General features: G+C 62.3%; 21 protein-coding genes. 9 read left to right on the top strand and 12 right to left on the bottom strand.

The window, feature by feature from the left end; all coding sequences use genetic code 11:
* Position 1: 1 nt before the first annotated feature.
* Positions 2–3,049 carry a multidrug efflux RND transporter permease subunit gene (locus tag GQA94_RS08765; RefSeq protein ID WP_158187645.1) on the top strand — a complete coding sequence of 1,016 codons (3,048 nt, stop codon included), beginning with the start codon at positions 2–4 and terminating at the stop codon, positions 3,047–3,049.
* 48 nt (positions 3,050–3,097) lie between these two features.
* Here the strand turns inward: GQA94_RS08765 and GQA94_RS08760 are convergent, their stop codons facing one another.
* The 5 genes from GQA94_RS08760 to GQA94_RS08740 form a co-directional block, all read right to left on the bottom strand.
* Positions 3,098–3,328, bottom strand: a complete 231-nt coding sequence (locus GQA94_RS08760; RefSeq protein WP_158187644.1) for a hypothetical protein — start codon at positions 3,326–3,328, stop codon at positions 3,098–3,100.
* 219 nt (positions 3,329–3,547) lie between these two features.
* Positions 3,548–5,197, bottom strand: coding sequence for a chaperonin GroEL (gene groL / locus GQA94_RS08755; RefSeq protein ID WP_158187643.1), 1,650 nt, complete (start codon positions 5,195–5,197; stop codon positions 3,548–3,550).
* Between the two features lie 57 nt (positions 5,198–5,254).
* Positions 5,255–5,548: a co-chaperone GroES gene (locus GQA94_RS08750; RefSeq protein ID WP_019340746.1), complete on the bottom strand. Its 294-nt coding sequence runs from the start codon at positions 5,546–5,548 to the stop codon at positions 5,255–5,257.
* A 333-nt stretch (positions 5,549–5,881) separates the two neighbouring features.
* Complete coding sequence (locus tag GQA94_RS08745) at positions 5,882–6,346, bottom strand: FxsA family protein (protein ID WP_158187642.1); 465 nt, start codon at positions 6,344–6,346, stop codon at positions 5,882–5,884.
* Between the two features lie 126 nt (positions 6,347–6,472).
* Positions 6,473–7,177 carry a HugZ family protein gene (locus GQA94_RS08740; RefSeq protein ID WP_158187641.1) on the bottom strand — a complete coding sequence of 235 codons (705 nt, stop codon included), beginning with the start codon at positions 7,175–7,177 and terminating at the stop codon, positions 6,473–6,475.
* A 101-nt stretch (positions 7,178–7,278) separates the two neighbouring features.
* On the opposite strand from GQA94_RS08740, the gene GQA94_RS08735 reads away from it, so the two are divergent.
* The gene (locus GQA94_RS08735) at positions 7,279–8,037 is read left to right on the top strand and encodes an SDR family oxidoreductase (RefSeq protein WP_158187640.1); all 759 of its coding nucleotides are present in this window, start codon (positions 7,279–7,281) and stop codon (positions 8,035–8,037) included.
* Positions 8,038–8,094: 57 nt separating this feature from the next.
* On the opposite strand, the gene GQA94_RS08730 is transcribed toward GQA94_RS08735, so the two are convergent.
* On the bottom strand, positions 8,095–9,099 hold the full coding sequence (locus tag GQA94_RS08730) for a DUF481 domain-containing protein (protein WP_158190063.1): 1,005 nt from the start codon (positions 9,097–9,099) through the stop codon (positions 8,095–8,097).
* A 150-nt stretch (positions 9,100–9,249) separates the two neighbouring features.
* Here GQA94_RS08730 and GQA94_RS08725 point away from each other — a divergent pair, with 150 nt between their 5' ends.
* Together GQA94_RS08725 and GQA94_RS08720 are read left to right on the top strand one after the other, a co-directional pair.
* The gene (locus GQA94_RS08725) at positions 9,250–9,609 is read left to right on the top strand and encodes an MGMT family protein (protein WP_158187639.1); all 360 of its coding nucleotides are present in this window, start codon (positions 9,250–9,252) and stop codon (positions 9,607–9,609) included.
* A gap of 34 nt (positions 9,610–9,643) precedes the next feature.
* Positions 9,644–11,344, top strand: coding sequence for an AmpG family muropeptide MFS transporter (locus GQA94_RS08720; protein WP_158187638.1), 1,701 nt, complete (start codon positions 9,644–9,646; stop codon positions 11,342–11,344).
* Positions 11,345–11,388: 44 nt separating this feature from the next.
* Here the strand turns inward: GQA94_RS08720 and GQA94_RS08715 are convergent, their stop codons facing one another.
* Complete coding sequence (locus GQA94_RS08715) at positions 11,389–12,213, bottom strand: mechanosensitive ion channel family protein (RefSeq protein ID WP_158187637.1); 825 nt, start codon at positions 12,211–12,213, stop codon at positions 11,389–11,391.
* 86 nt (positions 12,214–12,299) lie between these two features.
* The gene (locus GQA94_RS08710; protein WP_158187636.1) at positions 12,300–12,779 is read right to left on the bottom strand and encodes a YajQ family cyclic di-GMP-binding protein; all 480 of its coding nucleotides are present in this window, start codon (positions 12,777–12,779) and stop codon (positions 12,300–12,302) included.
* 143 nt (positions 12,780–12,922) lie between these two features.
* Here GQA94_RS08710 and GQA94_RS08705 point away from each other — a divergent pair, with 143 nt between their 5' ends.
* Genes GQA94_RS08705 through GQA94_RS08685 form a run of 5 tightly spaced genes read left to right on the top strand, consistent with a single transcriptional unit; the run spans position 12,923 to position 18,490 of the window.
* On the top strand, positions 12,923–13,888 hold the full coding sequence (locus GQA94_RS08705; RefSeq protein ID WP_158187635.1) for a GGDEF domain-containing response regulator: 966 nt from the start codon (positions 12,923–12,925) through the stop codon (positions 13,886–13,888).
* Positions 13,888–14,805: a putative 2-dehydropantoate 2-reductase gene (locus GQA94_RS08700; RefSeq protein WP_158187634.1), complete on the top strand. Its 918-nt coding sequence runs from the start codon at positions 13,888–13,890 to the stop codon at positions 14,803–14,805. Before GQA94_RS08705 ends, GQA94_RS08700 begins: the two co-directional genes overlap by 1 nt.
* Before the next feature lie 42 nt (positions 14,806–14,847).
* Positions 14,848–16,857, top strand: coding sequence for a sensor histidine kinase (locus GQA94_RS08695; protein ID WP_158187633.1), 2,010 nt, complete (start codon positions 14,848–14,850; stop codon positions 16,855–16,857).
* A 21-nt stretch (positions 16,858–16,878) separates the two neighbouring features.
* The gene (locus GQA94_RS08690) at positions 16,879–17,469 is read left to right on the top strand and encodes a cob(I)yrinic acid a,c-diamide adenosyltransferase (RefSeq protein ID WP_158187632.1); all 591 of its coding nucleotides are present in this window, start codon (positions 16,879–16,881) and stop codon (positions 17,467–17,469) included.
* On the top strand, positions 17,462–18,490 hold the full coding sequence (locus GQA94_RS08685; RefSeq protein ID WP_199270112.1) for an ion transporter: 1,029 nt from the start codon (positions 17,462–17,464) through the stop codon (positions 18,488–18,490). Before GQA94_RS08690 ends, GQA94_RS08685 begins: the two co-directional genes overlap by 8 nt.
* Here the strand turns inward: GQA94_RS08685 and GQA94_RS08680 are convergent.
* The 4 genes from GQA94_RS08680 to ahpC all read right to left on the bottom strand — a co-directional run bounded on the left by GQA94_RS08680 (position 18,487) and on the right by ahpC (position 22,869).
* Positions 18,487–19,260, bottom strand: a complete 774-nt coding sequence (locus GQA94_RS08680; RefSeq protein WP_158187631.1) for an alpha/beta hydrolase family protein — start codon at positions 19,258–19,260, stop codon at positions 18,487–18,489. The two genes, GQA94_RS08685 and GQA94_RS08680, sit on opposite strands and share 4 nt — an antisense overlap.
* Positions 19,244–20,368, bottom strand: coding sequence for a DUF3182 family protein (locus tag GQA94_RS08675; protein ID WP_158190061.1), 1,125 nt, complete (start codon positions 20,366–20,368; stop codon positions 19,244–19,246). Before GQA94_RS08675 ends, GQA94_RS08680 begins: the two co-directional genes overlap by 17 nt.
* A 227-nt stretch (positions 20,369–20,595) precedes the next feature.
* Entirely contained in the window at positions 20,596–22,161 is a 1,566-nt protein-coding gene (gene ahpF / locus GQA94_RS08670) for an alkyl hydroperoxide reductase subunit F (RefSeq protein WP_158187630.1), read from the bottom strand.
* Between the two features lie 144 nt (positions 22,162–22,305).
* A complete protein-coding gene (gene ahpC / locus GQA94_RS08665; RefSeq protein WP_158187629.1) occupies positions 22,306–22,869 on the bottom strand; it encodes an alkyl hydroperoxide reductase subunit C in 564 nt (187 codons plus the stop codon).
* Positions 22,870–22,981 lie beyond the last annotated feature (112 nt).

Raw genomic sequence — 22,981 nt, 5'->3', positions numbered from 1 at the left:
CATGGCTTTTACCGATCCATTCATTCGCCGCCCTGTACTGGCCAGCGTGATCAGTCTGCTGATCGTGCTGCTCGGCTTTCAGGCGTTCAACAGCCTGGTGATACGCCAGTATCCGCAGATGGAAAGCGCCCTGATCACGGTGACCACGGCCTATCCTGGTGCCAACGCCGAAACCATCCAGGGCTATATCACCCAGCCGCTGCAACAGAGTCTGGCCAGCGCCGAAGGCGTGGACTACATGACCTCGGTGAGCCAGCAGAACCTCTCGGTCATCTCGGTTTACGCGCGAATCGGGGCCGACACCGACCGGCTCTATACCGAGCTGTTGAGCCAAGCCAACTCGGTGAAGAACCAGTTGCCCCAGAATGCCGAGGACCCGGTGCTGAACAAGCAGGCCGCCGACTCCACGGCGCTCATGTACATCAGTTTCTACAGCGAACAGCTGAGCAATCCGCAGATCACCGATTACCTGTCGCGGGTCATCCAGCCGAAGCTGGCCACCTTGCCCGGCATGGCCGAGGCCGAAATTCTCGGCAATCAGGTCTTCGCCATGCGTCTCTGGCTGGACCCGGTGAAACTCGCCGCGTACGGCCTGTCGGCAAGCGATGTCAACGAGGCGGTACGCAAGTACAACTTCCTGTCCGCGGCCGGGGAGGTGAAGGGGCAATACGTCGTCACCAGCATCAACGCCGACACCGAACTGAAAACGCCCGAGGCGTTCGCCGCCATTGCGGTGAAGACCCAGGGCGACAGCCGGGTGCTGCTCGGCGATGTGGCGCGGATCGAGATGGGCGCCGAAAGCTACAACGCCATCAGCTCGTTCGACGGCATTCCCTCGGTCTACATCGGCATCAAGGGCACCCCGAGCGCCAACCCGCTGGATGTGATCAGCGAGGTGCGCGCGATCATGCCGGAGATCGAATCGCAACTGCCGCCGAGCTTGAAGGTCACCATCGCCTATGACGCCACGCGCTTCATCCAGGCCTCCATCGACGAGGTGGTGAAGACCCTCGCCGAAGCGGTGGTCATCGTGATCGTGGTGGTCTTCCTGTTCCTGGGTTCGCTGCGTTCGGTTCTGATTCCGGTGGTGACCATTCCGCTGTCGATGATCGGTGTGATGTTCTTCATGCAGGCCATGGGGTATTCGATCAATCTGCTGACATTGCTGGCCATGGTGCTGGCGATCGGTCTGGTGGTGGACGATGCGATCGTGGTGGTGGAAAACATCCACCGCCACATCGAAAAAGGCAAGGCGCCGATCCAGGCGGCGATTGACGGCGCGAGGGAGATCGCCATGCCGGTGGTCACCATGACCATCACCCTGGCGGCGGTCTACGCGCCGATCGGCTTTCTGCAGGGTCTGACCGGCGCGCTGTTCCAGGAGTTCGCGCTGACGCTGGCCGGTGCGGTGATCATTTCCGGGGTAGTGGCGCTGACGTTGTCGCCGATGATGTGCTCGCGCCTGCTCCGCCATGAACAGAGCCCGACGGGCCTGGCTCACCGGCTGGACCTGATCTTCGATCGGTTGAAGCTGCGCTATCAGCGCGCCCTGCACGGCACTCTGAACACGCGTCCGGTGGTACTGGTGTTCGCCGTGATCGTGCTCGGGCTGATTCCTGTCCTGCTCATGTTTACCGAAAGCGAACTGGCGCCCGAAGAAGACCAGGGCATCATCTTCATGATGGCCAGCGCACCGCAAACGGCCAACCTCGACTACCTGAACGCCTATACCGACCAGTTCCTGGAGGTGTTCAAATCGTTCCCGGAGTACTACTCCTGGTTCCAGATCAACGGCTTCAACGGCGTACAGAGCGGCATCGGCGGGTTTCTCATGACGCCCTGGGACGAGCGCGAGCGCACCCAAATGGAAGTGCTTCCCCTGGTGCAGGCCAAGCTCGACAAGATTCCCGGGCTGCAGATCTTCGGGTTCAACCTGCCCTCCCTGCCCGGCACCGGCGAGGGACTGCCATTCCAGTTCGTGATCAACACGGCAAACGACTACGAGTCGCTGTTGCAGGTCACCGAGCGCATCAAGGAAAAGGCCCAGGCGTCCGGCAAGTTCGCGTTTCTCGATGTGGACCTGGCGTTCGACAAGCCGGAGATCGTCGTCGAAATCGACCGCGAAAAAGCCGCGCAGATGGGCGTGACGATGGAAGATCTCGGCGTGACGCTGGCCACCCTGCTCGGCGAAAGCGAAATCAATCGCTTCACCATCGAGGGCCGAAGCTACAAGGTGATCGCCCAGGTCGAACAGGCCTACCGGGACAACCCGGGCTGGTTGAGCAACTATTACGTCAAGAACGACCGGAACGAGATGCTGCCCTTATCCACCCTGATCAAGGTGCATGACCGGGCACGTCCGACCCAGTTGGCGCAATTCCAGCAGCTCAACGCGGCGACCATCCAGGGCTTCCCGATCGTCAGCATGGGCGAGGCCATCGATACGCTGCGCAGCATCGCCCGCGAACAAGCGCCGCAAGGCTTTACCTTCGACTATGCCGGCGCGTCGCGTCAGTACATCCAGGAAGGTTCCGCCCTGTACACGACCTTCGCGCTCGCGCTGGCGGTCATCTTTCTGGTGCTGGCGGCACAGTTCGAGAGTTTCCGAGATCCGCTGGTGATTCTGGTCACCGTGCCGCTGTCGATCTGTGGCGCACTGGTGCCGCTGTTCCTCGGCCTGTCGAGCATGAACATCTACACCCAGGTCGGACTGGTTACGCTGATCGGGTTGATCAGCAAGCACGGCATCATGATTGTCGAGTTCGCCAATCAGCTGCGCCAGGAACGCGGGCTGAGCCGTCGCGAGGCCGTGGAAGAAGCGGCGGCCATCCGCCTGCGCCCGGTATTGATGACGACAGCGGCAACGGTGTTCGGCATGGTGCCGCTGATCCTGGCCAGCGGTGCCGGCGCGGTCAGTCGTTTCGATATCGGGATGGTGATTGCGACCGGCATGACCGTCGGCACGCTGTTCACTTTGTTCGTCCTGCCTGCCGTCTACACCTTGCTGGCACGTCCGGAACGCAGCAGCACCGTTCGAAGCAAGGGCTGAAGCGTCACCCCCTCCGCTCGTACCGGGCAGAGGGGGCGAAGCGGATCGCTAGCTTTGACCCACCAGACTCTGCGACAAACCGTACATGAACAACAACAGATCCTGATCGGGGCGTGCCTCCCAGGCAGGCACCTGCGCCATGCGCGGAATCGGGCAATGGTCGCTGACCTCGCTGCGCGCCACCACCTGGGCATCGGGCTCGCTCCAAGCGGCGGCACACAGGGAAGCGACACCCAGCGCTCCGGCGAGAAACATTCCTCGTGCAATTTCAAGCTTCATGGCGCAAGCCCTTGTTATCTGGTGAATCGAGAGCTCACCATAGTCCAGTATCTGGCTGTGCGCCGAAGAACATGACAAGTGGTCGTTTTTTGAGCAGGGCTACGACCAACCGGGCGTCGCCTGTTTGTCCAGGCACCACGCCAAACACCCGTTCGCTGCCGATGGCGCAAAAAAAAAGCCTCGCCAAAAGGCGAGGCTTTTCATACAGCGGAGGCAGGTTTACATCATGCCGCCCATACCACCCATACCGCCCATGCCACCCATGTCCGGCATGGCTGGAGCGGCCTTGTCGTCGATGCTCTCGGCGACCATGGCTTCGGTGGTGACCATCAGGCCGCCAATGGAGGCAGCAGCCTGCAGCGCGGAACGCGTCACCTTGGCCGGATCGAGGATGCCCATTTCGATCATGTCGCCGTAGGTGTCGGACGCGGCGTTGAAGCCGTAGTTGCCTTCACCCTGCTTGACCTTGTCGACCACGACGCTCGGCTCACCGCCGGCGTTGGCCACGATCTGACGCAGCGGTGCTTCGACAGCGCGACGCAGCAGTGCGATACCGACGTTCTGGTCTTCGTTCTCGCCCTTGAGTTCGGAGATGGCCTGCAGCGCGCGCACCAGCGCAACACCGCCGCCAGGTACCACACCTTCTTCGACCGCTGCGCGGGTTGCGTGCAGGGCGTCTTCGACGCGGGCCTTCTTCTCTTTCATCTCGACTTCGGTACCGGCACCGACCTTGATCACCGCAACACCACCGGCCAGCTTGGCCAGGCGCTCTTGCAGCTTTTCCTTGTCGTAGTCGGAGGTGGTGTCTTCGACCTGCTTGCGGATCTGAGCAACGCGGGCTTCGATGTCAGCCTGCTGGCCAGCGCCGTCGATGATGGTGGTGTTTTCCTTGTTCAGCACGACGCGCTTGGCATTACCCAGGTGCTCCAGGGTAGTGGTTTCCAGGCTCAGGCCGACTTCTTCGGAAATCACGGTGCCACCGGTCAGGATCGCGATGTCCTGCAGCATGGCCTTGCGACGATCACCGAAGCCTGGCGCCTTGACGGCCGCAACCTTGACGATGCCGCGCATGTTGTTGACGACCAGGGTCGCCAGGGCTTCGCCTTCGACGTCTTCGGCCACGATCAGCAGCGGACGACCGGCTTTGGCAACGGCTTCGAGAACCGGCAGCAGTTCGCGGATGTTGGAGATCTTCTTGTCGACCAGCAGCAGCAGCGGGCTGTCCAGCTCGGCCACCATGGTGTCCGGCTTGTTGATGAAGTAAGGGGACAGGTAGCCACGGTCGAACTGCATGCCTTCGACGACGGACAGTTCGTTTTCCAGGCCCGAGCCTTCTTCAACGGTGATCACGCCTTCCTTGCCGACCTTCTCCATGGCTTCGGCGATGATCGCGCCGATGGAGCTGTCGGAGTTGGCGGAAATGGTGCCGACCTGGGCGATGGCCTTGAAGTCGGTGCACGGCTTGGCCAGGTTCTTCAGCTCAGCGACGACGGCGATGGTCGCCTTGTCGATGCCGCGCTTGAGGTCCATCGGGTTCATGCCGGCAGCGACGGCTTTCAGGCCTTCGTTGACGATGGCCTGGGCCAGAACGGTGGCGGTGGTGGTGCCGTCACCGGCCTCGTCGTTGGCCTTGGATGCGACGTCCTTGACCAGCTGCGCGCCCATGTTCTCGAAGCGATCCTTCAGCTCGATTTCCTTGGCGACGGAGACGCCGTCCTTGGTGATGGTCGGCGCGCCGAAGCTCTTCTCCAGGACCACGTTGCGGCCTTTCGGGCCGAGGGTCGCTTTTACTGCGTCAGCCAGGACGTTGACGCCTGCCAGCATTTTCTTACGGGCGGAATCGCCGAATTTAACTTCTTTAGCAGCCATGTTGATTCTTCCTCAAATTCTGTTGATGGAACGCAGTTCGCTTTGAGCGAGCGCTGATCAGGCTTCGACGACGGCGAGAATTTCGTTCTCGCTCATCACCAGCAGGTCCTCACCGTCGACCTTGACGGTGTTGCTGCCGGAGTAAGGGCCGAAGACGACCTGATCGCCAACCTTGACGGCCAGCTGACGCACTTCGCCGTTGTCCAGAACGCGGCCAGTGCCAACAGCGACGATTTCGCCACGGTTGGGCTTTTCGGCAGCGGAGCCCGGCAGCACGATGCCACCTGCGGTCTTGGTTTCTTCTTCGCTGCGACGAATCACGACGCGGTCATGCAGAGGACGAAGCTTCATTGTCGATCTCTCCTAGTACAGTGGTTTCCATGCCGATGCATTCTCATCGGCGGGTTGGCAAATCCGGCGGGGCCGGTTGCGGCCCGCAACGCGAGCCGCAGAAGACGGACTGTCGAACACGACAGCGACCTTGCGGTGACCGCTACATGCGGGCGCGGAAAATTGATTTCAAGGGGCGCAGATGTTTTTTTCATCGCAGTTGGCCAGGAAACGCCTCGAGCGGGGCTGACGCGCTCCCGCTCGGCAGACGAGTACGGCCTGTAAAAACGCGAACCCCGCCAGTCTGCGGGGTCCGTTATCTGGCAGAGGCCAGCTGGCATGCGAGAGCAATGCTTACTTGTCGCGGCGCTCCCACTCGCCTTCGATCACGTTTGGACGCTGCGACCCGGCGTGACGGTCCTGTTGCTGGCGCAGGTCATCGGCGAAGGCTCGACGGCGTTGGGCCTGGGCCTCGACGCGGCGACCGACGAGGTTGAGAAACAGTTTGCGCGACGGCGGAAACAGCACCAGCAGCGCGACGATGTCGCTGAGAAACCCGGGCAGGAACAGCAGACCGCCCGCGACGGCCATCATCAGCCCTTGAAGCACTTCCTGCTCCGGCAACTCGCCGCGAGCCAACCGCTCACGCGCGCGCCAGGCGGTGGCGAAACCTGCCAGACGCAGCAACAGGATGCCGGCCATGCCGCTGATGATCAGCAGCAGGATGGTCGGCAGTACGCCGATCGAGCTGCCGACCTTGATCAGCAATGCCAGCTCGGCCAGCGGAAACAGGAGAAACAGCAATAAGAAAATACGCATCGATAGTCCTTGGCGGAAGAACGGCTTCCGATCTGGTGTAGATGACGGCAGGTGGAACCGAATTCAACCCATCCGGGAAACAGCCTGTAACCGGATTATTCACCCCTGCGCTTACCTCAGGCTGAATCAGCCCCTGGCCATCGACACGAGTGCTTGTCGCACCGCACCTGGATGGGTGCAGGTGTCCGGGAACGGCAACCAGTGAATCGCTCGTCCGATGCGCAGATGAAAACCTTCGCTGTCGATCCCGACCATGCAGGCTTCAGGGGTCGACGGCAGACCAGCCCGCTCCACGTAGTGGGCAATCGCCGCGCCGTGGTCATCGTTCATGTGCCCGAGCATGTCGCTTTCACCGCCGCCCGCACGGGCGAACGGATTGGCCAGCGCCACGTCGTCCAGCCAGTGGATCGCGCCGAACCCCCCGATGTAACGCCACCGCACCGGCTGCAGCACCCAGAAGTCGAAGTCATGCACGCGATGGTAGTCGCGTGACTCAGGAAAATAACGGTAATAACGCTCCGCCGCCGCCTCGATCGCCGCGGTATCGACGAGTGTCCGTGCCTCCGCCAGCACCGTCAGCCGGCCGTTGGCCTGCACATCCTCGGCACCGCGCTCGGCTACCAACAGCGAACAACGAGGATCGGCCTGAAGGTTTTTCGTGTGCTGGGCGATCCGGCTGATCAGCATCAGCGGCCAGCCGTCATCGCTCAGGCAGTAGGGAACCGCCGAGCCAAAGGGAAATCCCGGCATGCTCCGCGAGTGCGTGGACAGTGCGCCTCGGTATTCCTTGAGCAGGAGTTGTCGGGCATGCTTGGCGGCTTCAACGCTCACTGGGGTTCCTCGAGGCTTGTTCGATTCGACGGACCGCCAGCATAACGGTTTCGCCAGCGGCCGTCGTTCACCGGCGACCGCATCCAGAGAAGGAGATGGGCATGCAGCTGAAAGACAAGGTGATCATCATCACGGGGGGCGGCCAGGGGCTTGGGCGCGCGATGGGCGAATATCTCGCCGGCAAGGGCGCGCGCCTGGCGCTGGTGGATCTGAACCAGGAGCGCCTGGACGAGGCCGTCCAGGCCTGCAAGCGCGCCGGGGGCGATGCCCGCGCCTACCTGTGCAACGTCGCCAACGAGGAACAGGTCAGCCAAATGGTGAGCCAGGTCAGCGATGACTTCGGCGGCCTGGATGGCCTGGTCAACAATGCCGGCATCCTGCGCGACGGCCTGACCATCAAGGTCAAGGATGGCGAACTGTCGAAGATGAGCCTGGCGCAATGGCAAGCGGTAATCGACGTCAACCTGACCGGCGTGTTCCTCTGCACCCGGGAGGTGGCGGCGAAGATGATCGAGCTCAAGCGCCAGGGCGCAATCGTCAATATTTCTTCGATCTCGCGTGCCGGCAACGTGGGTCAGGCGAACTATTCGGCGGCCAAGGCCGGGGTCGCTGCGGACACGGTGGTCTGGGCCAAGGAGCTGGCGCGCTACGGCATCCGTGTAGCGGGCGTGGCGCCCGGATTCATCGAGACCGAAATGGTCGCCAGCATGAAACCCGAAGCACTGGAGAAGATGGCCGCCGGCATTCCGCTCAAGCGGCTCGGCAAGCCAATGGAAATCGCCCACTCGGTCGCCTACATCTTCGAGAACGACTACTACACCGGACGTATCCTGGAGCTGGACGGCGGGTTGCGCCTCTGACAGCCGATTCGAGCCGCAAGCAGGGGCGTGCTATGCCTCTTCTTGTGGCTCGATGCCTTACCAACCCACGCCAAAGCCGATGCTGTAGCGCGTTTCGTCCATATCGCTTTCCGCCCCGCTGACGATGTCCTTTTCGGCCTTCATGTTCAACGAGGCCCAGTCGGTAACCTTGTAACGCAATCCCACCTCGGCATCGAGCTGGTAGTCGGCGACGTTTTCCAGTGGTTTGCCCACCTCGCCGTTACTGAACAGTTCGAACGTCTTGCCCACCAGGTAGCGGTTGTATCGCCATTTCATCGCCAGCGAGTAGAAGTTCTCCTTGCTGCCATCGGCAAACTGGTAGTCGCTGCGGTTGACCAGCGAGGCCAGCGAGAAGGCCCCCAGTTCGTTGTCCCAGAACTGATAACCCGGACCGGTACCCAGCGTGCGCTGACGGCGAAGGTCTTCCACGTTGTCCCGCTTGTACTCCAGGCGCCCCTGCCAGAACCAGTGTTCATCGAGGAAACGGTCCAGGGCGTATTCGGCATCCCAGTTGTCCGTCGCGGTTACGCCGTCGCGGTACTCGCGGTTGTAGTTGGCCGTCCCGTTGTGCCGCCAGAGGCCGTGACGGGCCGAGGTGTCGAAGGACAGGTCATAGTCGTCCGTATCGGTCTCCGCGCGTTTGTAGTCCAGCGCGACATCGATGTTGCCCTTCCAGGTCAGGTCCTGAATCAGCGGCTTGGGATGAATGATCTGGGTGATGCTGGTCAGCGGGACCGTGCGTGGTACGCCACTGTTGCTCAAGGTGACTTTCCCATCGTCGGCGGCCTGGAGCGACTTGGCCATTTCGCCGGTGGCATCGTCCTGCTTGATCAGCAGTTGCTGGTTGCTTTCCAGGGTCGCGACCTGACTCCATTTCACCGGGATCGATCCACCGTAGTCGGTTTCGATCAGCAATTTGCCGCCGTCGAGCAAGCTGATCTTGCCAGTCAGGCGATCACCATTCTTCAGCCAGACGGTGTCGGCGAGAGACGGCAGGGCAAAAACGGAAAGCGACACGCAAAGCAGGGTTCTGGAAAACATCATAGAGAGGCTGAAATTCTGCGCAGGAGCGGTTAAAAAGGCAGGCATTATCCCTATGCGTTGAGTTACAGCAAGCACTGACCGCCGAACGGGAAACGAGTTCAGCCCCGCTTGCCCGGCAACGCCGACCGCCCTCAGGACGCATTTTCCATGGCCGAACATCCGCCACTGTTACCGCCCGGTGCCGACGCCGAATCGCGCCGCTCGGCCGTGTACGTGATCATGTCGCAAATCCCCGCGGGCAAGGTGGTGAGCTATGGTGAGCTGGCTGCGATGGCTGGGCTCGGCCGGGCGGCGCGCTTTGTCGGGCGGCTGATGTCACAGTTGCCCGACGGTACCCGTCTACCGTGGCACAGGGTAATCGGTGCCGGTGGCCGGCTCAGCCTGCCAGCCGGCACCGCCGCCGGGCACGAACAGCGCATGCGCCTGCGCGCCGAAGGCATAACCATCATCAATGATCGCGTAGACATACGTCGGCACGGCTGGCATTCGGCGGAGCACAGCGGGTAGAGTGCGCGCTTAATGTCTATCTCCGTCCTGTCATATGTCCCGTGAAACCTGGCGTACCGCCCTCGCCGCCTATGCCAGTCCTGCCTCACTGACGCTGCTGGTACTCGGCTTCGCCGCTGGCCTCCCTGCAATCCTCGTGTTCTCCACCCTCTCGGTGTGGCTACGCGAAGCGGGCGTCTCGCGTGAAACCATCGGCTTTGCCAGCTGGATCAGCCTGGCCTACGCATTCAAATGGGTCTGGTCGCCGATGCTCGACCAGTGGCGCCTGCCCTGGATCGGCGCGCTCGGGCGTCGCCGCTCCTGGCTAGTGTTGTCGCAGGCGGTGATCGCCATCGGTCTCATTGGCATGGCCCTGTGCAACCCGCAGCACAATCTGACCATGCTGATTGCGCTGGCCGTCGCCGTGGCGTTCGCCTCGGCCACCCAGGATATCGCCATCGATGCCTATCGCCTGGAAATCGCCGAGGACAAACTCCAGGCGACGCTGGCGGCGAGCTACATGACCGGTTACCGGGTCGCCATGCTGCTGGCCAGCGCCGGCGCACTGTTTCTCGCCGAATGGCTGGGGTCGACGAACCTGGAGTACAGCCAGAGCGCATGGGCGACGACCTACATCGCCTTCGCCTTGCTGATCCTGCCGGGCCTGGTGACCAGCCTGCTGATTCCGGAGCCGGAGGGCGCCGCGCCGCTGCCCAACGAGCCCTCGAAGTTCAGTTTCAATCACCAACTGGCCGGTGTCGGCTTGCTGCTGGTGTTGCTGATATCCGTGCCGGCAATGATCAATGCGCTGATCGCACAGGCCTGGCCGCGCGCCACGCTGTACCTGCTGTTCATCGTCGGCACGCTGTCGCCGTGGGGCCGCACCTTGCTGGTGCCGGTTCGCCAGATGCTGCGCCAAGCCGGTCAACGCCAACGCCCGGCGCGCTTCGACTTCGTTCACCAGGCGGTCTCGGTCATTGTGCTGATCATCCTGATGGTATCGACCACGGGCATGTTCCAGTCCTACTGGGGCGGCTATTGGCCGCGCGGCACCATGTACCTGCTGATCTGCTGGGGCTGCCTGTCAGCGCCCGGTCGGATACTCATGGGACCGGTGCTGACGCCCATCACAGATTTCATCCTGCGTTATCGCTGGCATGCACTGCTGCTGCTGGGGCTGATCGCGACGTACCGGATGTCCGACACGGTGATGGGCGTCATGGCCAATGTGTTTTACATCGATCAAGGCTTCAGCAAGGACCAGATCGCCAGCGTCAGCAAGCTGTTCGGACTGGTCATGACGCTGCTCGGAGCGGCGTTTGGCGGGCTGTTGATCGTGCGGTTCAGCATCCTGCCGATCCTGTTCATCGGCGGCGTGGCCTCCGCGGCAACCAACCTCATGTTCATGCTGTTGGTCGAAATGGGCGCCAACCTGAACATGCTGATCATCACCATCTCCTGCGATAATTTCAGTGGGGGCCTGGCCTCGACCGCCTTCGTCGCCTACCTGTCGAGCCTCACCAACCTGAAGTTCTCCGCGACCCAATACGCGCTGCTGAGTTCGTTGATGCTGCTACTGCCACGCTTGCTCGGCGGCTACTCCGGCGTCATGGTCGAACACCTTGGTTACAGTGACTTCTTCCTGGTCACCGCGCTGCTCGGCGTACCGACCCTGGTGTTGATCGCCTGGCAGTGGTCGCTCAGCCGCAAGCAGCCAGATCCGAGCGACCCGCTGGCGACCACTGAGCGCAGCTGAAAAAAAAGCCGGCTTTCGCCGGCTTTTTACTGCCTCTGCCGAGATCAGCTCTGGACCAGATGGACCACACGCTGCGGAAACGGAATGCCGATCCCCGCCTCGTCGAAGCGCTCCTTCACTTGCTCGGTGAAGCCGAAAGTCACCGGCCAGAAATTGCCGGTTTCCACCCATACCCGCAACGACAGGTTGACCGAGCTGTCGCCCAGTCCGGTCACGAAGACCACCGGTTCGGGATCACGCAGCACCCGTTCATCCTGCGCAATTTCCAGCAGGATCTGGCGCGCCAACTTGATATCGGCGCCGTAGTCGATGCCGACATTGATATCAGCGCGACGACGCGGTTCACGGGAATAATTGGTGATGTGTCCGTTGGACAGGCTGCCGTTGGGCACCACGATGGTCTTGTTGTCGGCTGACTTGAGCACGGTGTGGAAGATCTGGATCGCATGAACGGTACCGGCAACCCCCTGGGCCTCGATCCATTCACCCACGCGGATCGGTCGGAACAGCAGGATCAACACCCCGCCGGCGAAATTGGCCAGGCTGCCCTGCAGCGCCAGGCCAATCGCCAGACCGGCCGCACCGATCACGGCGATGAACGATGTGGTTTCCACGCCGATCATCGAGGCGACGCTGACCAACAGCAACACCTTGAGGATGATGCCTGCCAGGCTCTCGATGAAGCCATGCAGCGAAGCGTCCACCTGGCGGCGCTGCAGCAGACCGCCCACCTTGCCGATGATTTTGTTGATCAGCCACCAGCCGACCAGGAATGTGACGAGCGCCAGCAGCAGCTGCGCACCGTATTGCAGAACGATCGGCAACCATGCCTCGGAAAGGTCAACCAGATAATCGACACTGAGATCCATCGGAAAAAGACTCCTTGAAGCGCCGAGCGCGTCGACCGACAGGCCACCCGGCGTGAGTGAAAGGGAACGCGAGCGCTCCCGGCGAATCAGTCGCGGAAGTTATTGAACTGCAGAGGCATGCCGAAATCCTTGGCGCGCAGCAGCGCGATGGCTTCCTGCAGGTCATCACGTTTCTTGCCGGTCACCCGCACCTGCTCGCCCTGGATAGCCGCCTGCACCTTGAGCTTGGCGTCCTTGATATGGGCCACGATCTTCTTGGCCAGCTCCTTGTCGATGCCCTCGCGCAACACTACGTCCTGCTTGACCGACTTGCCCGACGGATAGGGATCCTTGAACTCCAGGCACTGGATATCGATCTTGCGCTTGACCAGGCTCAGCTTCAGGATTTCCAGCATCTGCTCCAACTGGAAATCGGCGTCGGCAGTGAGGTGAACCGTCAACTCCTTGAGTTCGAAGGTACCTTTACCGCGCAGGTCGTAACGCCGGTCCAGCTCTTTGAGTGCATTGTCGACGGCGTTGGTGACTTCGTGTTTGTCCAGTTCGGACACCACGTCGAACGAGGGCATGGGCTTGCTCCTATAAAAACGGCGCGACGGTGTGACCCAGCGCGCTAAGCTTGACGGTACAAATGGGCCATCATTATAACTGTTCACGCCAATTGCGCCTGGTCACCGGGTGCTTCGGCCATTTCCTTTCTCCGAGCCCATGAATGCCCAATCCTCAACTCAGCATCCTTGTGGTCGATGACGCCAAGTTTTCAAGCGTGATGATCGGTCGCGTTCTCTCAAAGGCGGGATACGAAGATGTTCGCTTCGCCAACAGCGCCGTCGCTGCATTGGAGCTGATCGAGCAGCGCCCCTCGGACGTGCTGCTCGCCGATTGGCTGATGCCCGAAATGGACGGGCTGGAGCTGACCGCGCAGGTGCGACAGCAGGACGAGATGTCGGATCACTACACCTACATCATCCTGCTGACCGGGCGTGACGGCCACGACGTGCTGAGCAAGGCGTTCGATCACGGAGTGGATGATTTCGTCGGCAAGTCCGTGATGAACGAGCAACTGGTGCCTCGCATTTACGCCGCCGATCGCCTTTGCGGTTCGCTGCATCGACTGATACGCGAAAACCGCCGACTGACCGAGAACGTCGCCAACCTGGAGCAACGCAACCTGATCGATCCGGTCACCGGGCTGGGCAACACGCGCTACCTGCGCCAGCGACTGGGTGACAGCCTGCGTCAGATCGAGAGCCGTGGCGGCGCGCTGTGCTATCTGCTGATCGGCCTGCCGGACATGCCCGGCCTCCAGGCGCGCTACGGCGAGCAATTTCTGCAGGAGCTGCTTCGTGGCGTGGCGAGGCGCCTGCAACAACTGGTGCGGCCCCTGGATGTGCTCACCTGCCTGGATGAGAGCCATTTCGGCCTGCTCACACTGGTCGACGACCTGCGCGGCTGCTCGCCAAGCAGCTTTAAACGGCTGCACGACGGGCTCAATCTCAAGGCGTTCAAGACCAGCGAGGGTTTCGTCTCGATCAAAGCCGGAATCGGCCTGGTCAGTCTCGACGCGGACACCTTGCCCGTCGACCCGCTGTTGTTGATCGAGCGCGCCGCGGCCTTGCTGCCAGGCGCTTACGCCACGGGCCGTATCGTGCCCCAACGCTACGCGCAACCGGCCTGATGACGCCTTCCTGGCACATCCTCGGTGCGGGCAGCCTGGGCGGGCTCTGGGCGACGCGCCTGTTTCGGGCCGGCGTACCGCCGCGAGTCATCCTGCGCACCCCACAGCGGCTCGCCGATTACCACGCCTCCGGCGGCCTGAGCCTGATCGAGCATGACCGGTGCAGCCTCTATCCTGTAGCGGCGGAGCTGCCCGATGCCCGCACGCCGATAAGCCGATTGCTGGTCGCTTGCAAAGCCTACGATGCCGAGGCCGCCATTGCCGAACTGGCGCCCCGCCTGGTCAAGGGAGCCGATATCCTGCTGCTGCAGAATGGGCTGGGCAGCCAGCAAGCCATTGCTGAACGCTGGCCGGACAGCCGCTGTGTATTCGTCTCGAGTACCGAGGGGGCTTACCGTGAGGGGGATTTTCGAATCGTGCATGCCGGCCAGGGGCACAACTGGCTGGGCGCACCCGAGGGGCGCACGCCGCCGTCCTGGCTCGCCGAGCTGGATGCAGCAGGCATCCCCTACGCCTGGACGGACGATATCCTCGGCAAGCTCTGGCGCAAGCTAGCCATCAACTGCGCCATCAACCCCCTGAGCGTCCTGCATGACTGCCGCAACGGCCAGTTGCTGACTCAACGTACGTCACTGCACAGGCTGTGCAACGAGCTCGGCGATCTGCTGCGGGCCTGCAATCAGGCGGGTGCCGCCGAGGGGCTCGAGGATGAAGTGCTACGTGTAGTCGAGGCAACCGCCAACAACTATTCCTCGATGTATCAGGACGTACGAAACGGGCGCCGGACCGAAGTCAGCTTCCTGCTCGGCCAGGCGTGCAGGACTGCGCAACGACAGGGGCTGGCGACACCCGAGCTGTGCGGGTTGCTGGAGCGACTCCAGGCGTTCCTGCGCCGCCATGGATTGCCCGCGGACTGAGGCACCGCTACCCTGCTGGAACACCCTCAGTTCGTGTCTGCCATGACCCTGCGCCAGCGCCTTGAAAATCTGCCGGTCGGCCGGAAATTGCTGATCGCTCTGCTCGTCCTGCTTGCTGCCGTGCTGTTGGTCTCCAACCTGGCATTCATCAGCGCGGCCTACTGGATTTCCCGCCAGAGCGTCGCGCCGCAGGCCATGCATACCCTGGGCGCGCTGCTGGCGACACCCGAGCTGAGCAACCGGGCCCTGGAATCCGAAGCGGCCGCCGGCGAGCTGTTGCAGAAGCTGAACGACTACGCTCCGTTGCGCGCAGCCGTGGTCTACGACAGCACGGGACGACGCCTGGCCCAGCTGTATCGGGGCGATCCGCTGGACCTGCCGCAGCAGATCAGCGAGCTCTCGACCTGGCAGAAAACCGAGATGCGCGCCAACCTGCTCGTGGAACTTCCGCAGCGCGGCGGGCGGCCTGGTCATTTGCTGATCGTGGCCAGCAGCGAACTGCCCGGCGCGTTCTACACCGGCACCTTGACTGCCAGTCTCGCCATTCTCGTGGCCAGCCTGCTGCTCTGGGCGCTGGTCGCCCGACAGATTCGCCAACTGATCACCCGGCCGATTCGCGATCTCGAGGCCCTCTCCCGACAAGTGACCCGCGAAGAAAACTATTCGTTGCGGGCAACGGCGAGGAGCCAGGACGAGATCGGTCGTCTGGCCGATGCCTTCAACACCATGCTCTCACGCATGGAAGCACGCGAGCAGCAACTCAAGCGCGCCCGCGACGATGCCCAGGACGCATTCGACCATGCCCAGGGCCTGGCGGAAGAAACCCGTCATTCCAACCGCAAGCTCGAGCTGGAGGTCCAGGTTCGCAGCAAGATCGAAAAGAAGCTCACCGGTTTTCAGAACTACCTCAACAGCATCATCGACTCGATGCCCTCGGTGCTCATCGCTCTGGACGAACAGCTCTACGTGACCCAATGGAATCAGCAGGCCAGCGCACTGTCCGGGACCTCTATCGACGACGCCTTGAACCAGCCCGTATTCATCGCCTTCGAACCGCTGAGACCCTTCCTGACCCAAATTCGTCGAACCTCTGAACGCCATCAGGTCGAGAAGATCGAGCGGGTCACCTGGACCTTCAATGATGAACCCCGGCACTACGCGCTGACGCTCTACCCCTTGATGGGCGGCGGCGGGCGCGGTGTGGTCATCCGTATCGATGACATCACCGAGCGCATCAACATGGAAGAGATCATGGTGCAATCGGAAAAGATGCTGTCGGTGGGCAGCCTCGCCGCCGGCATGGCCCATGAGATCAATAACCCGCTCGGCGCCATCCTCCATAACGCGCAGAACATTCGCCGGCGCCTGTCACCGGACTTGGAGCGAAACCGCGAGGCTGCCGAGGAAACCGGCGTATTGCTGGAAGCGGTGAACCAGTACCTGCAGCGCCGCGAAATCCCCCAGTTGCTCGATGGGATTCAGCAGGCCGGCTCGCGCGCGGCCAAGATCGTCAGCCACATGCTGAGTTTCAGTCGGCTGAGCAATCGACAGCTGGCCGAATGCCAGCTGACGGTGCTGATCGACCAGGCGCTGGAGATCGCAGGCAGTGATTTCGCGCTACTGGACGGCTTCGACTTCCGTTCGCTGGAGATCATCCGCGACTTCGACCCGCAAGTAGACCGCGTGCCCTGCATCGGCAACGAACTCGAGCAGGTCCTGCTGAACCTGCTCAAGAATGCCGCGCAGGCCATTCACCAGAAACCGCACCGAGGTCCAGGCCAGATCACGCTGCGCACGCGTCTGAATCCGCCATGGGCGGAAATCCAGGTGGAAGACAACGGCGGCGGCATTCCCGAACACATCCGCAAACGGATCTTTGAGCCTTTTTTCACCACCAAGGAGGTGGGTCAGGGAACCGGGCTGGGCCTTTCCGTTTCGTATTTCATCATCACCAACAATCACAAGGGCCAGATGGAAGTACAGAGCAGGCCGGACCAGGGGACCGTGTTTACCCTGCGCCTGCCACTGACATCGGCATCCGAAACCAACTGAAGCTGAACCAGGAATTCACCGATGGGCAATCGACTCTCCAAGATCTACACCCGTACAGGCGACACAGGGGAAACCGGCCTGGCCGATGGCCGGCGGGTTCCGAAGGATCACCCAAGGGTCGAAGCCATGGGCGAAATCGATACGCTCAACAGCCAGTTGGGGCTGTTGCTCGCCGAGCTGGCCGAAGCCCAGGCACGCTGGCCCGACCTGGCCGAATTGATTGAAGTCCTGGGTCCTTGCCAGCACCGTTTGTTCGATCTGGGCGGTGAGCTGGCGATGCCGGATTATCAAGCCTTGGCCGACACCGAAGTGGCGCGGCTGGAGGCGGCCATCGACCACTGGAATGCCGAGCTGGGACCGCTCGAAGATTTCATCATGCCAGGCGGAACGCGCTTGATCGCGCTGGCCCATCTGTGCCGCAGCATGGCCCGAACGGGCGAAAGGCGCTGCCAGCAGCTCAATGCCATCGAGCCGTTGCGCCCGGTCGGGCTGGCCTACCTCAATCGTCTCTCGGACCTGTTTTTCGTGGTTGCCCGCCTGATTGCACGCCGCCAGGGCTGTGCGGAAATCCTCTGGCATGCCGCCAGTGCGCCCGCGAAAGCCGATGCCTGAACCAGCCGTGGACCGGCGCGAACGCTTGCGTAACGGGCTGCATGCAGCCTGGGAAGCGTTCATCGTCCTGCTGGTGTGCATCAACCTGGGGCTGATCCTGTTCGACAGCCTGTTCGCCGTGCAGCCGATCAACCGGCTTATCGCCGAGTGGCTGCCCGCCTTCCATCAGCGCTACGAAAGCTTGATTCACCGCAACTTCCAGGTGATCGATCTCGGTTTCGTCGCGATTTTCATTCTCGACGTGATCCTCGGCTGGACCGTTGCGTTGTTCGAACGGCGCTATGCACGCTGGTACTACTATCCGTTCGCCCATTGGTACGACGTGCTCGGTTGCATCCCTCTGAGCGGTTTCCGCTGGCTGCGGGTGCTGCGCGTCGGCAGCCTGCTGCTCCGACTGCAACGGCTGGGGCTGATCGACGTCAGGCGATGGGCCATATTCAGCGTCGTGCATCGCTACTATTCGCTGCTGCTCGAAGAACTGTCCGACCGCGTCATGGTGCGGCTGTTCAGCCGTATGCAGCAAGAGATAGGCGCCAGCGACGACCTCTCGCGCAGGCTACTCCAGGAAGTGGTGCGGCCCCGCAAAGAGCGGCTGCTCGACGACCTGTCCCGTCGCCTGCATGGGATGCTGGACAACGGTTACCGCGACAATCGGGGCGCCATCGAAGGCTACGTCGGCAGCCTGATCCACCAGGCGCTGGCGAACAACCCCGAGGTCAATCGTTTGCGCCGTCTGCCGCTGGGCGACCGGGTCGCCGACACCCTGGACGATGCCCTGGCCGATATCGCCGCGCGGCTCCTGCAGGGCGCGGTCGATGGTCTGCAGGGAGCCCAGTTCCAACGACTGGCCCGCAATCTGGCCGACGAATGCTTCGAAGCCTGGGTCTATCAGGACGAGCACACCGACCTTGCCCTGGAAGAGCTGCTGGTCGATGTCATCGAAGTGCTCAAGCAGCAAGTGCTCGACCGTCGCTGGAGTCGCTTTGTCGGGCCAATCGAGCCCCCCGTCCCACCGGGCTAGCAGGATCTGGCGGCAGCCGCCCCCTGCTGCTGATCGATGCGCGCCCCGACGACCATCTCGGTCGCCCATTTGACGAGAATGTCCGTGTAGGCCTTCTGGCAACTCTCATTCGTCAGGCCATGGTCAGCGCCAAGAATGATGCGGTGAGTCAGCGAGTGCGTCTGCTGAAACGCCGCCCGATAACTCATGATCGTGCTGTGCGGGACCAAGTGGTCGTGCTCCGACTCGACGATCAGCACGTCACCTCGAAACTCGGCACAGGCCGCCAGTGCCCGGTTCTCTTCCGGGCTGACCCGCCGGCCCCGCAGCCGGTTGAGCAGGTCGCGGTCCAGCTGCCGCTTGGGCACTGGCCAATCATCGTCGCCATACAGCGCCGGCACGCGCATCGCCAGCCACCTGACCGGCCGCAGGGTGGTCAGCAGCGCCGCCAGATATCCGCCATAGCTGGTGCCGACCACCGCGATGGCCGAAGGGTCGATATTGGGGTGTTGCACCAACAAGTCGTAGGCCGCCAGCAGATCGCGCAGATTCTGCTCCCGTGTGACGGTCTGCTGCTGCGCCAGCGTCAGGGCGTGCCCGCGCAAATCGAAAGACAGACAGATACAGCCCAGCCCGGCGATGCCACGCGCGCGAGTCAGGTCTCGTTCCTGACTGCCGCCCCAGCCGTGCACGAAAAGCACGCCGGGCAGCTTCGTCGGTGGCGACAGGAAAGTACCGGCGATGTGTTCGTCATCCACGAGGATGTCAACGCTCTCACTGTGGGTTGCCATGTTCCTCCACCATTGTGTATTTGGTTATGAAGCCGACTTCTTCGTCTTCACCGCGAAACAGCACCGTTGCGCCTTCCGGTACGACCGATTCGCCGTACAGCTCGACCGATGAGGCGCGAATGACCGGTCCACGTCCCTGGACGAAGGCCTCCAGCGCCGCAATCTCCGCACCGCTGGCGCCCCCGATTCGCCAGGATTGCTCCAGCACGCCGGAACAGGCCCTGCCTCTGTCATCGATGCCCTGAGCGATGTCGTAGTTGCGCCGGGACGCGTAGAAATGTCGAAAGCAGGCCGAAGCGGCCGTGTCATAGATTTGTGCCTGGGCGATGGCAAGACGGGTTCGTTCCGGCAGGTCGAGGCCGAGCAGCGTGTCGAAATCACCCTCGACCACCAGCAGGTCCGATCCGCCGTAGACGGTTTCACCTGAATTGTCGCCGGTCAGCCGCTGAGTCCCGTAGTAGCTCAGGACTCGTCCGGCAACGCGGATCTGCCCTACGCTGAAAGTAGTCACGTGCTCCAGGTGAGCCTCGAGTACCAGCCCATACTGTGCCAGCTCGGCTTCATCCATCTTCTCCAGCGCATGGTCGAGCGCCTGGGCGGTGCTCACCCGCTCCTGCCCGCGACCGCCAGTGGCCCTGACGGGCTTGATTCGCAACGCACCTTCGTTCAGCAGGCGCCGGCCCGCCTCTCGCGCGTCATGCAGGGAGAACACGCTGTAGCCAGGCAGAACGCCGCCGGTGACGCGTCGGGCGAACTCGCGCGACCAGCCAACGGGCGAATCGGCATCCGGGCGGACCAGGGGATGGGTGATGGCCTTGGTTTCGATGAAGGCATGCGGTACGACGCCACCAAACAGATCCCGCTCGCCGCCCACTCCAAGCTCGCGGGTGAGGCCCACCCCCACCACGGTGCTGGACGGTACGAAATACAGCGGACACGCATAGCTGACGCCACGGTCGTATTCACCGAGAAAGGCAAACCCGTGCAGCGCGGCCAGACGTTGGGCAAGCTGCTCATGCACGACCTTCTCGTGCCGGGGCTCGTGGCCTCGATTGGCCAGGGTGACCACGGCCCCTCGGGCGTCTTGTGGCGTATCCGCGCTCTTCATGGGTGGATTCGCTCCATGGACTGCTGGTACATGCTCGATGAAGCGTTCGATTTCCGCTTCCATCGCTCGTTTCCACCTGACCAAAGCGGACCCGGTGTATTCGGATAGACCCCTGATTCGCGCTATCTATCCTCCTGCGACCCTGCCGGCCCATTCGAGGCCAGGGCACCAGAACGAAAAAGGGGGAGCAGACGCGAGTCTGCTCCCCCTTTTCGTTACCGTCAGGCTCAGTCGGCGACAGAGCTGCGGATCAGGTGGTCGAAGGCGCTCAGCGAGGCCTTGGCACCTTCGCCGACCGCGATGACGATCTGCTTGTACGGCACGGTGGTGACGTCGCCGGCGGCGAAGATGCCCGGCAGCGAGGTCTCGCCACGCGCATCGACGATGATCTCGCCGCGCGAGGTCAGCTCCACGGTGCCCTTCAGCCAGTCGGAGTTGGGCAGCAGGCCGATCTGCACGAAGATGCCTTCCAGCTCCAAGGTGTTGAATTCGCTGGAGTTGCGGTCCTTGTAGACCAGGCCGTTGACCTTCTGCCCGTCGCCGGTGACTTCGCTGGTCAGCGCGCTGGTGATCACGGTGACGTTTGGCAGGCTGTAGAGTTTCTTCTGCAGCACCGCATCGGCACGCAGTTGGCTGTCGTATTCGAGCAGCGTCACCTGGGCGACGATACCGGCCAGGTCGATGGCCGCTTCCACGCCGGAGTTACCACCGCCGATCACCGCCACGCGCTTGCCCTTGAACAGCGGGCCGTCGCAGTGCGGGCAGTAGGCCACGCCGCGACCGCGGTATTCCTGCTCGCCCGGCACGTTCATTTCGCGCCAGCGGGCACCGGTCGCCAGGATCAGTGTCTTGGCTTTCAGCGAACCGCCGTTTTCCAGCTTGATTTCGTGCAGCCCGCCTTCGCTCGACGCCGGAACCAGCGCCGCCGCGCGTTGCAGGTTCATGATGTCGACGTCGTACTCGCGCACGTGGTTTTCCAGCGCACGGGCCAGTTTCGGACCTTCGGTTTCAGTCACCGAGATGAAGTTCTCGATGGCCATGGTGTCCAGCACCTGCCCGCCGAAACGCTCGGCGGCGACACCGGTACGAATGCCTTTACGCGCCGCGTAGATCGCCGCTGCGGCGCCCGCCGGCCCACCACCGATTACCAGCACGTCGAAGGCATCCTTGGCGCTGAGCTTCTCGGCATCGCGCGCCGCGGCGCCGGTGTCGAGCTTGGCGAGGATTTCTTCCTCGCCCATGCGGCCCTGGCCGAACAGTTCGCCGTTGAGGTAGATGCTCGGCACCGACATGACCTGGCGCGCATTGACCTCATCCTGGAACAGCGCGCCGTCGATGGCGACGTGGCGGATGTTCGGGTTGAGCACGGCCATCAGGTTCAGCGCCTGGACCACGTCAGGGCAGTTCTGGCAGGACAGCGAGAAATAGGTTTCGAAGTTGTACTCGCCGTCGAGGTTCTTGATCTGCTCGATGACTTCCGGCGCGGTCTTCGAGGGATGCCCGCCGACCTGTAGCAGGGCGAGGACCAGCGAAGTGAATTCATGCCCCATCGGGATGCCGGCGAAACGCAGACTGATGTCGCCACCGATGCGGTTGAGCGCGAACGACGGGCGACGGGCATCGTCACCATCGGTACGCAATGTGATCTTGTCGCTCAGGCTGGCGATGTCTTCCAGCAAGCCGAGCATTTCCTGGGATTTGGCGCCCTCACCGAGGGACGCAACGATCTCGAACGGCTGGGTGACCTTTTCCAGGTAGGTCTTCAACTGGGTCTTGAGATTGGAGTCCAACATGAGCAGCGATCCCCTTTATCAACGTCAGGTAATAAAACGCCCGGGCGGTTCGCGCCCAGGCGTTCGGTCGCAGGCCGGGAGAACCCCGGCCTGCGAGCCTATCGGACAGCCAGAGGAAGCGGAGCTAGCCGCTTCCGACGGTCATCAGATCTTGCCAACCAGGTCCAGCGAAGGCGCCAGAGTGGCTTCGCCTTCCTGCCACTTGGCCGGGCAAACTTCACCTGGGTGAGCGGCAACGTACTGAGCAGCCTTGACCTTGCGCAGCAGGTCGGCCGCGTTACGGCCAATGCCTTCAGCGGTGATTTCGACCGCCTGGATGATGCCGTCGGCGTCTACGATGAAGGTGCCGCGATCAGCCAGACCCATGTTTTCACGCATGCAATCGAAGTTGCGGGTGATGGTGCCGGTCGGGTCGCCGATCATGGTGTACTGGATCTTGCCGATGGTTTCGGAGCTGTCGTGCCAGGCTTTGTGGGTGAAGTGAGTGTCGGTCGACACTGAGTAGATTTCCACGCCCAGCTTCTGGAACTCTTCGTAATGATCAGCCACGTCGCCCAGTTCGGTCGGGCAAACGAACGTGAAGTCGGCAGGGTAGAAGAAGAATACAGCCCACTTGCCTTTCAGGTCGGCGTCGCTGACTTCGATGAACTTGCCGTTCTTGAACGCTTGAGCGGTGAAGGGCTTGATCTGAGTGTTGATGACGGACATCTGCTAACTCCTTTCGGGTTGAGAAAAACTTTATGGGGCACACCTTAACCCAGCACAGCGCATATGGTTAATTGATTAAGGCGATTGCAACGATTGCTTTTAGCTATCACTG

Source organism: Stutzerimonas stutzeri (assembly GCF_009789555.1).
Taxonomy (GTDB): domain Bacteria; phylum Pseudomonadota; class Gammaproteobacteria; order Pseudomonadales; family Pseudomonadaceae; genus Stutzerimonas; species Stutzerimonas stutzeri_R.
Note: the sequence above shows the minus strand (reverse complement) of the source record. Positions and strands in the feature narration are given on the sequence as shown.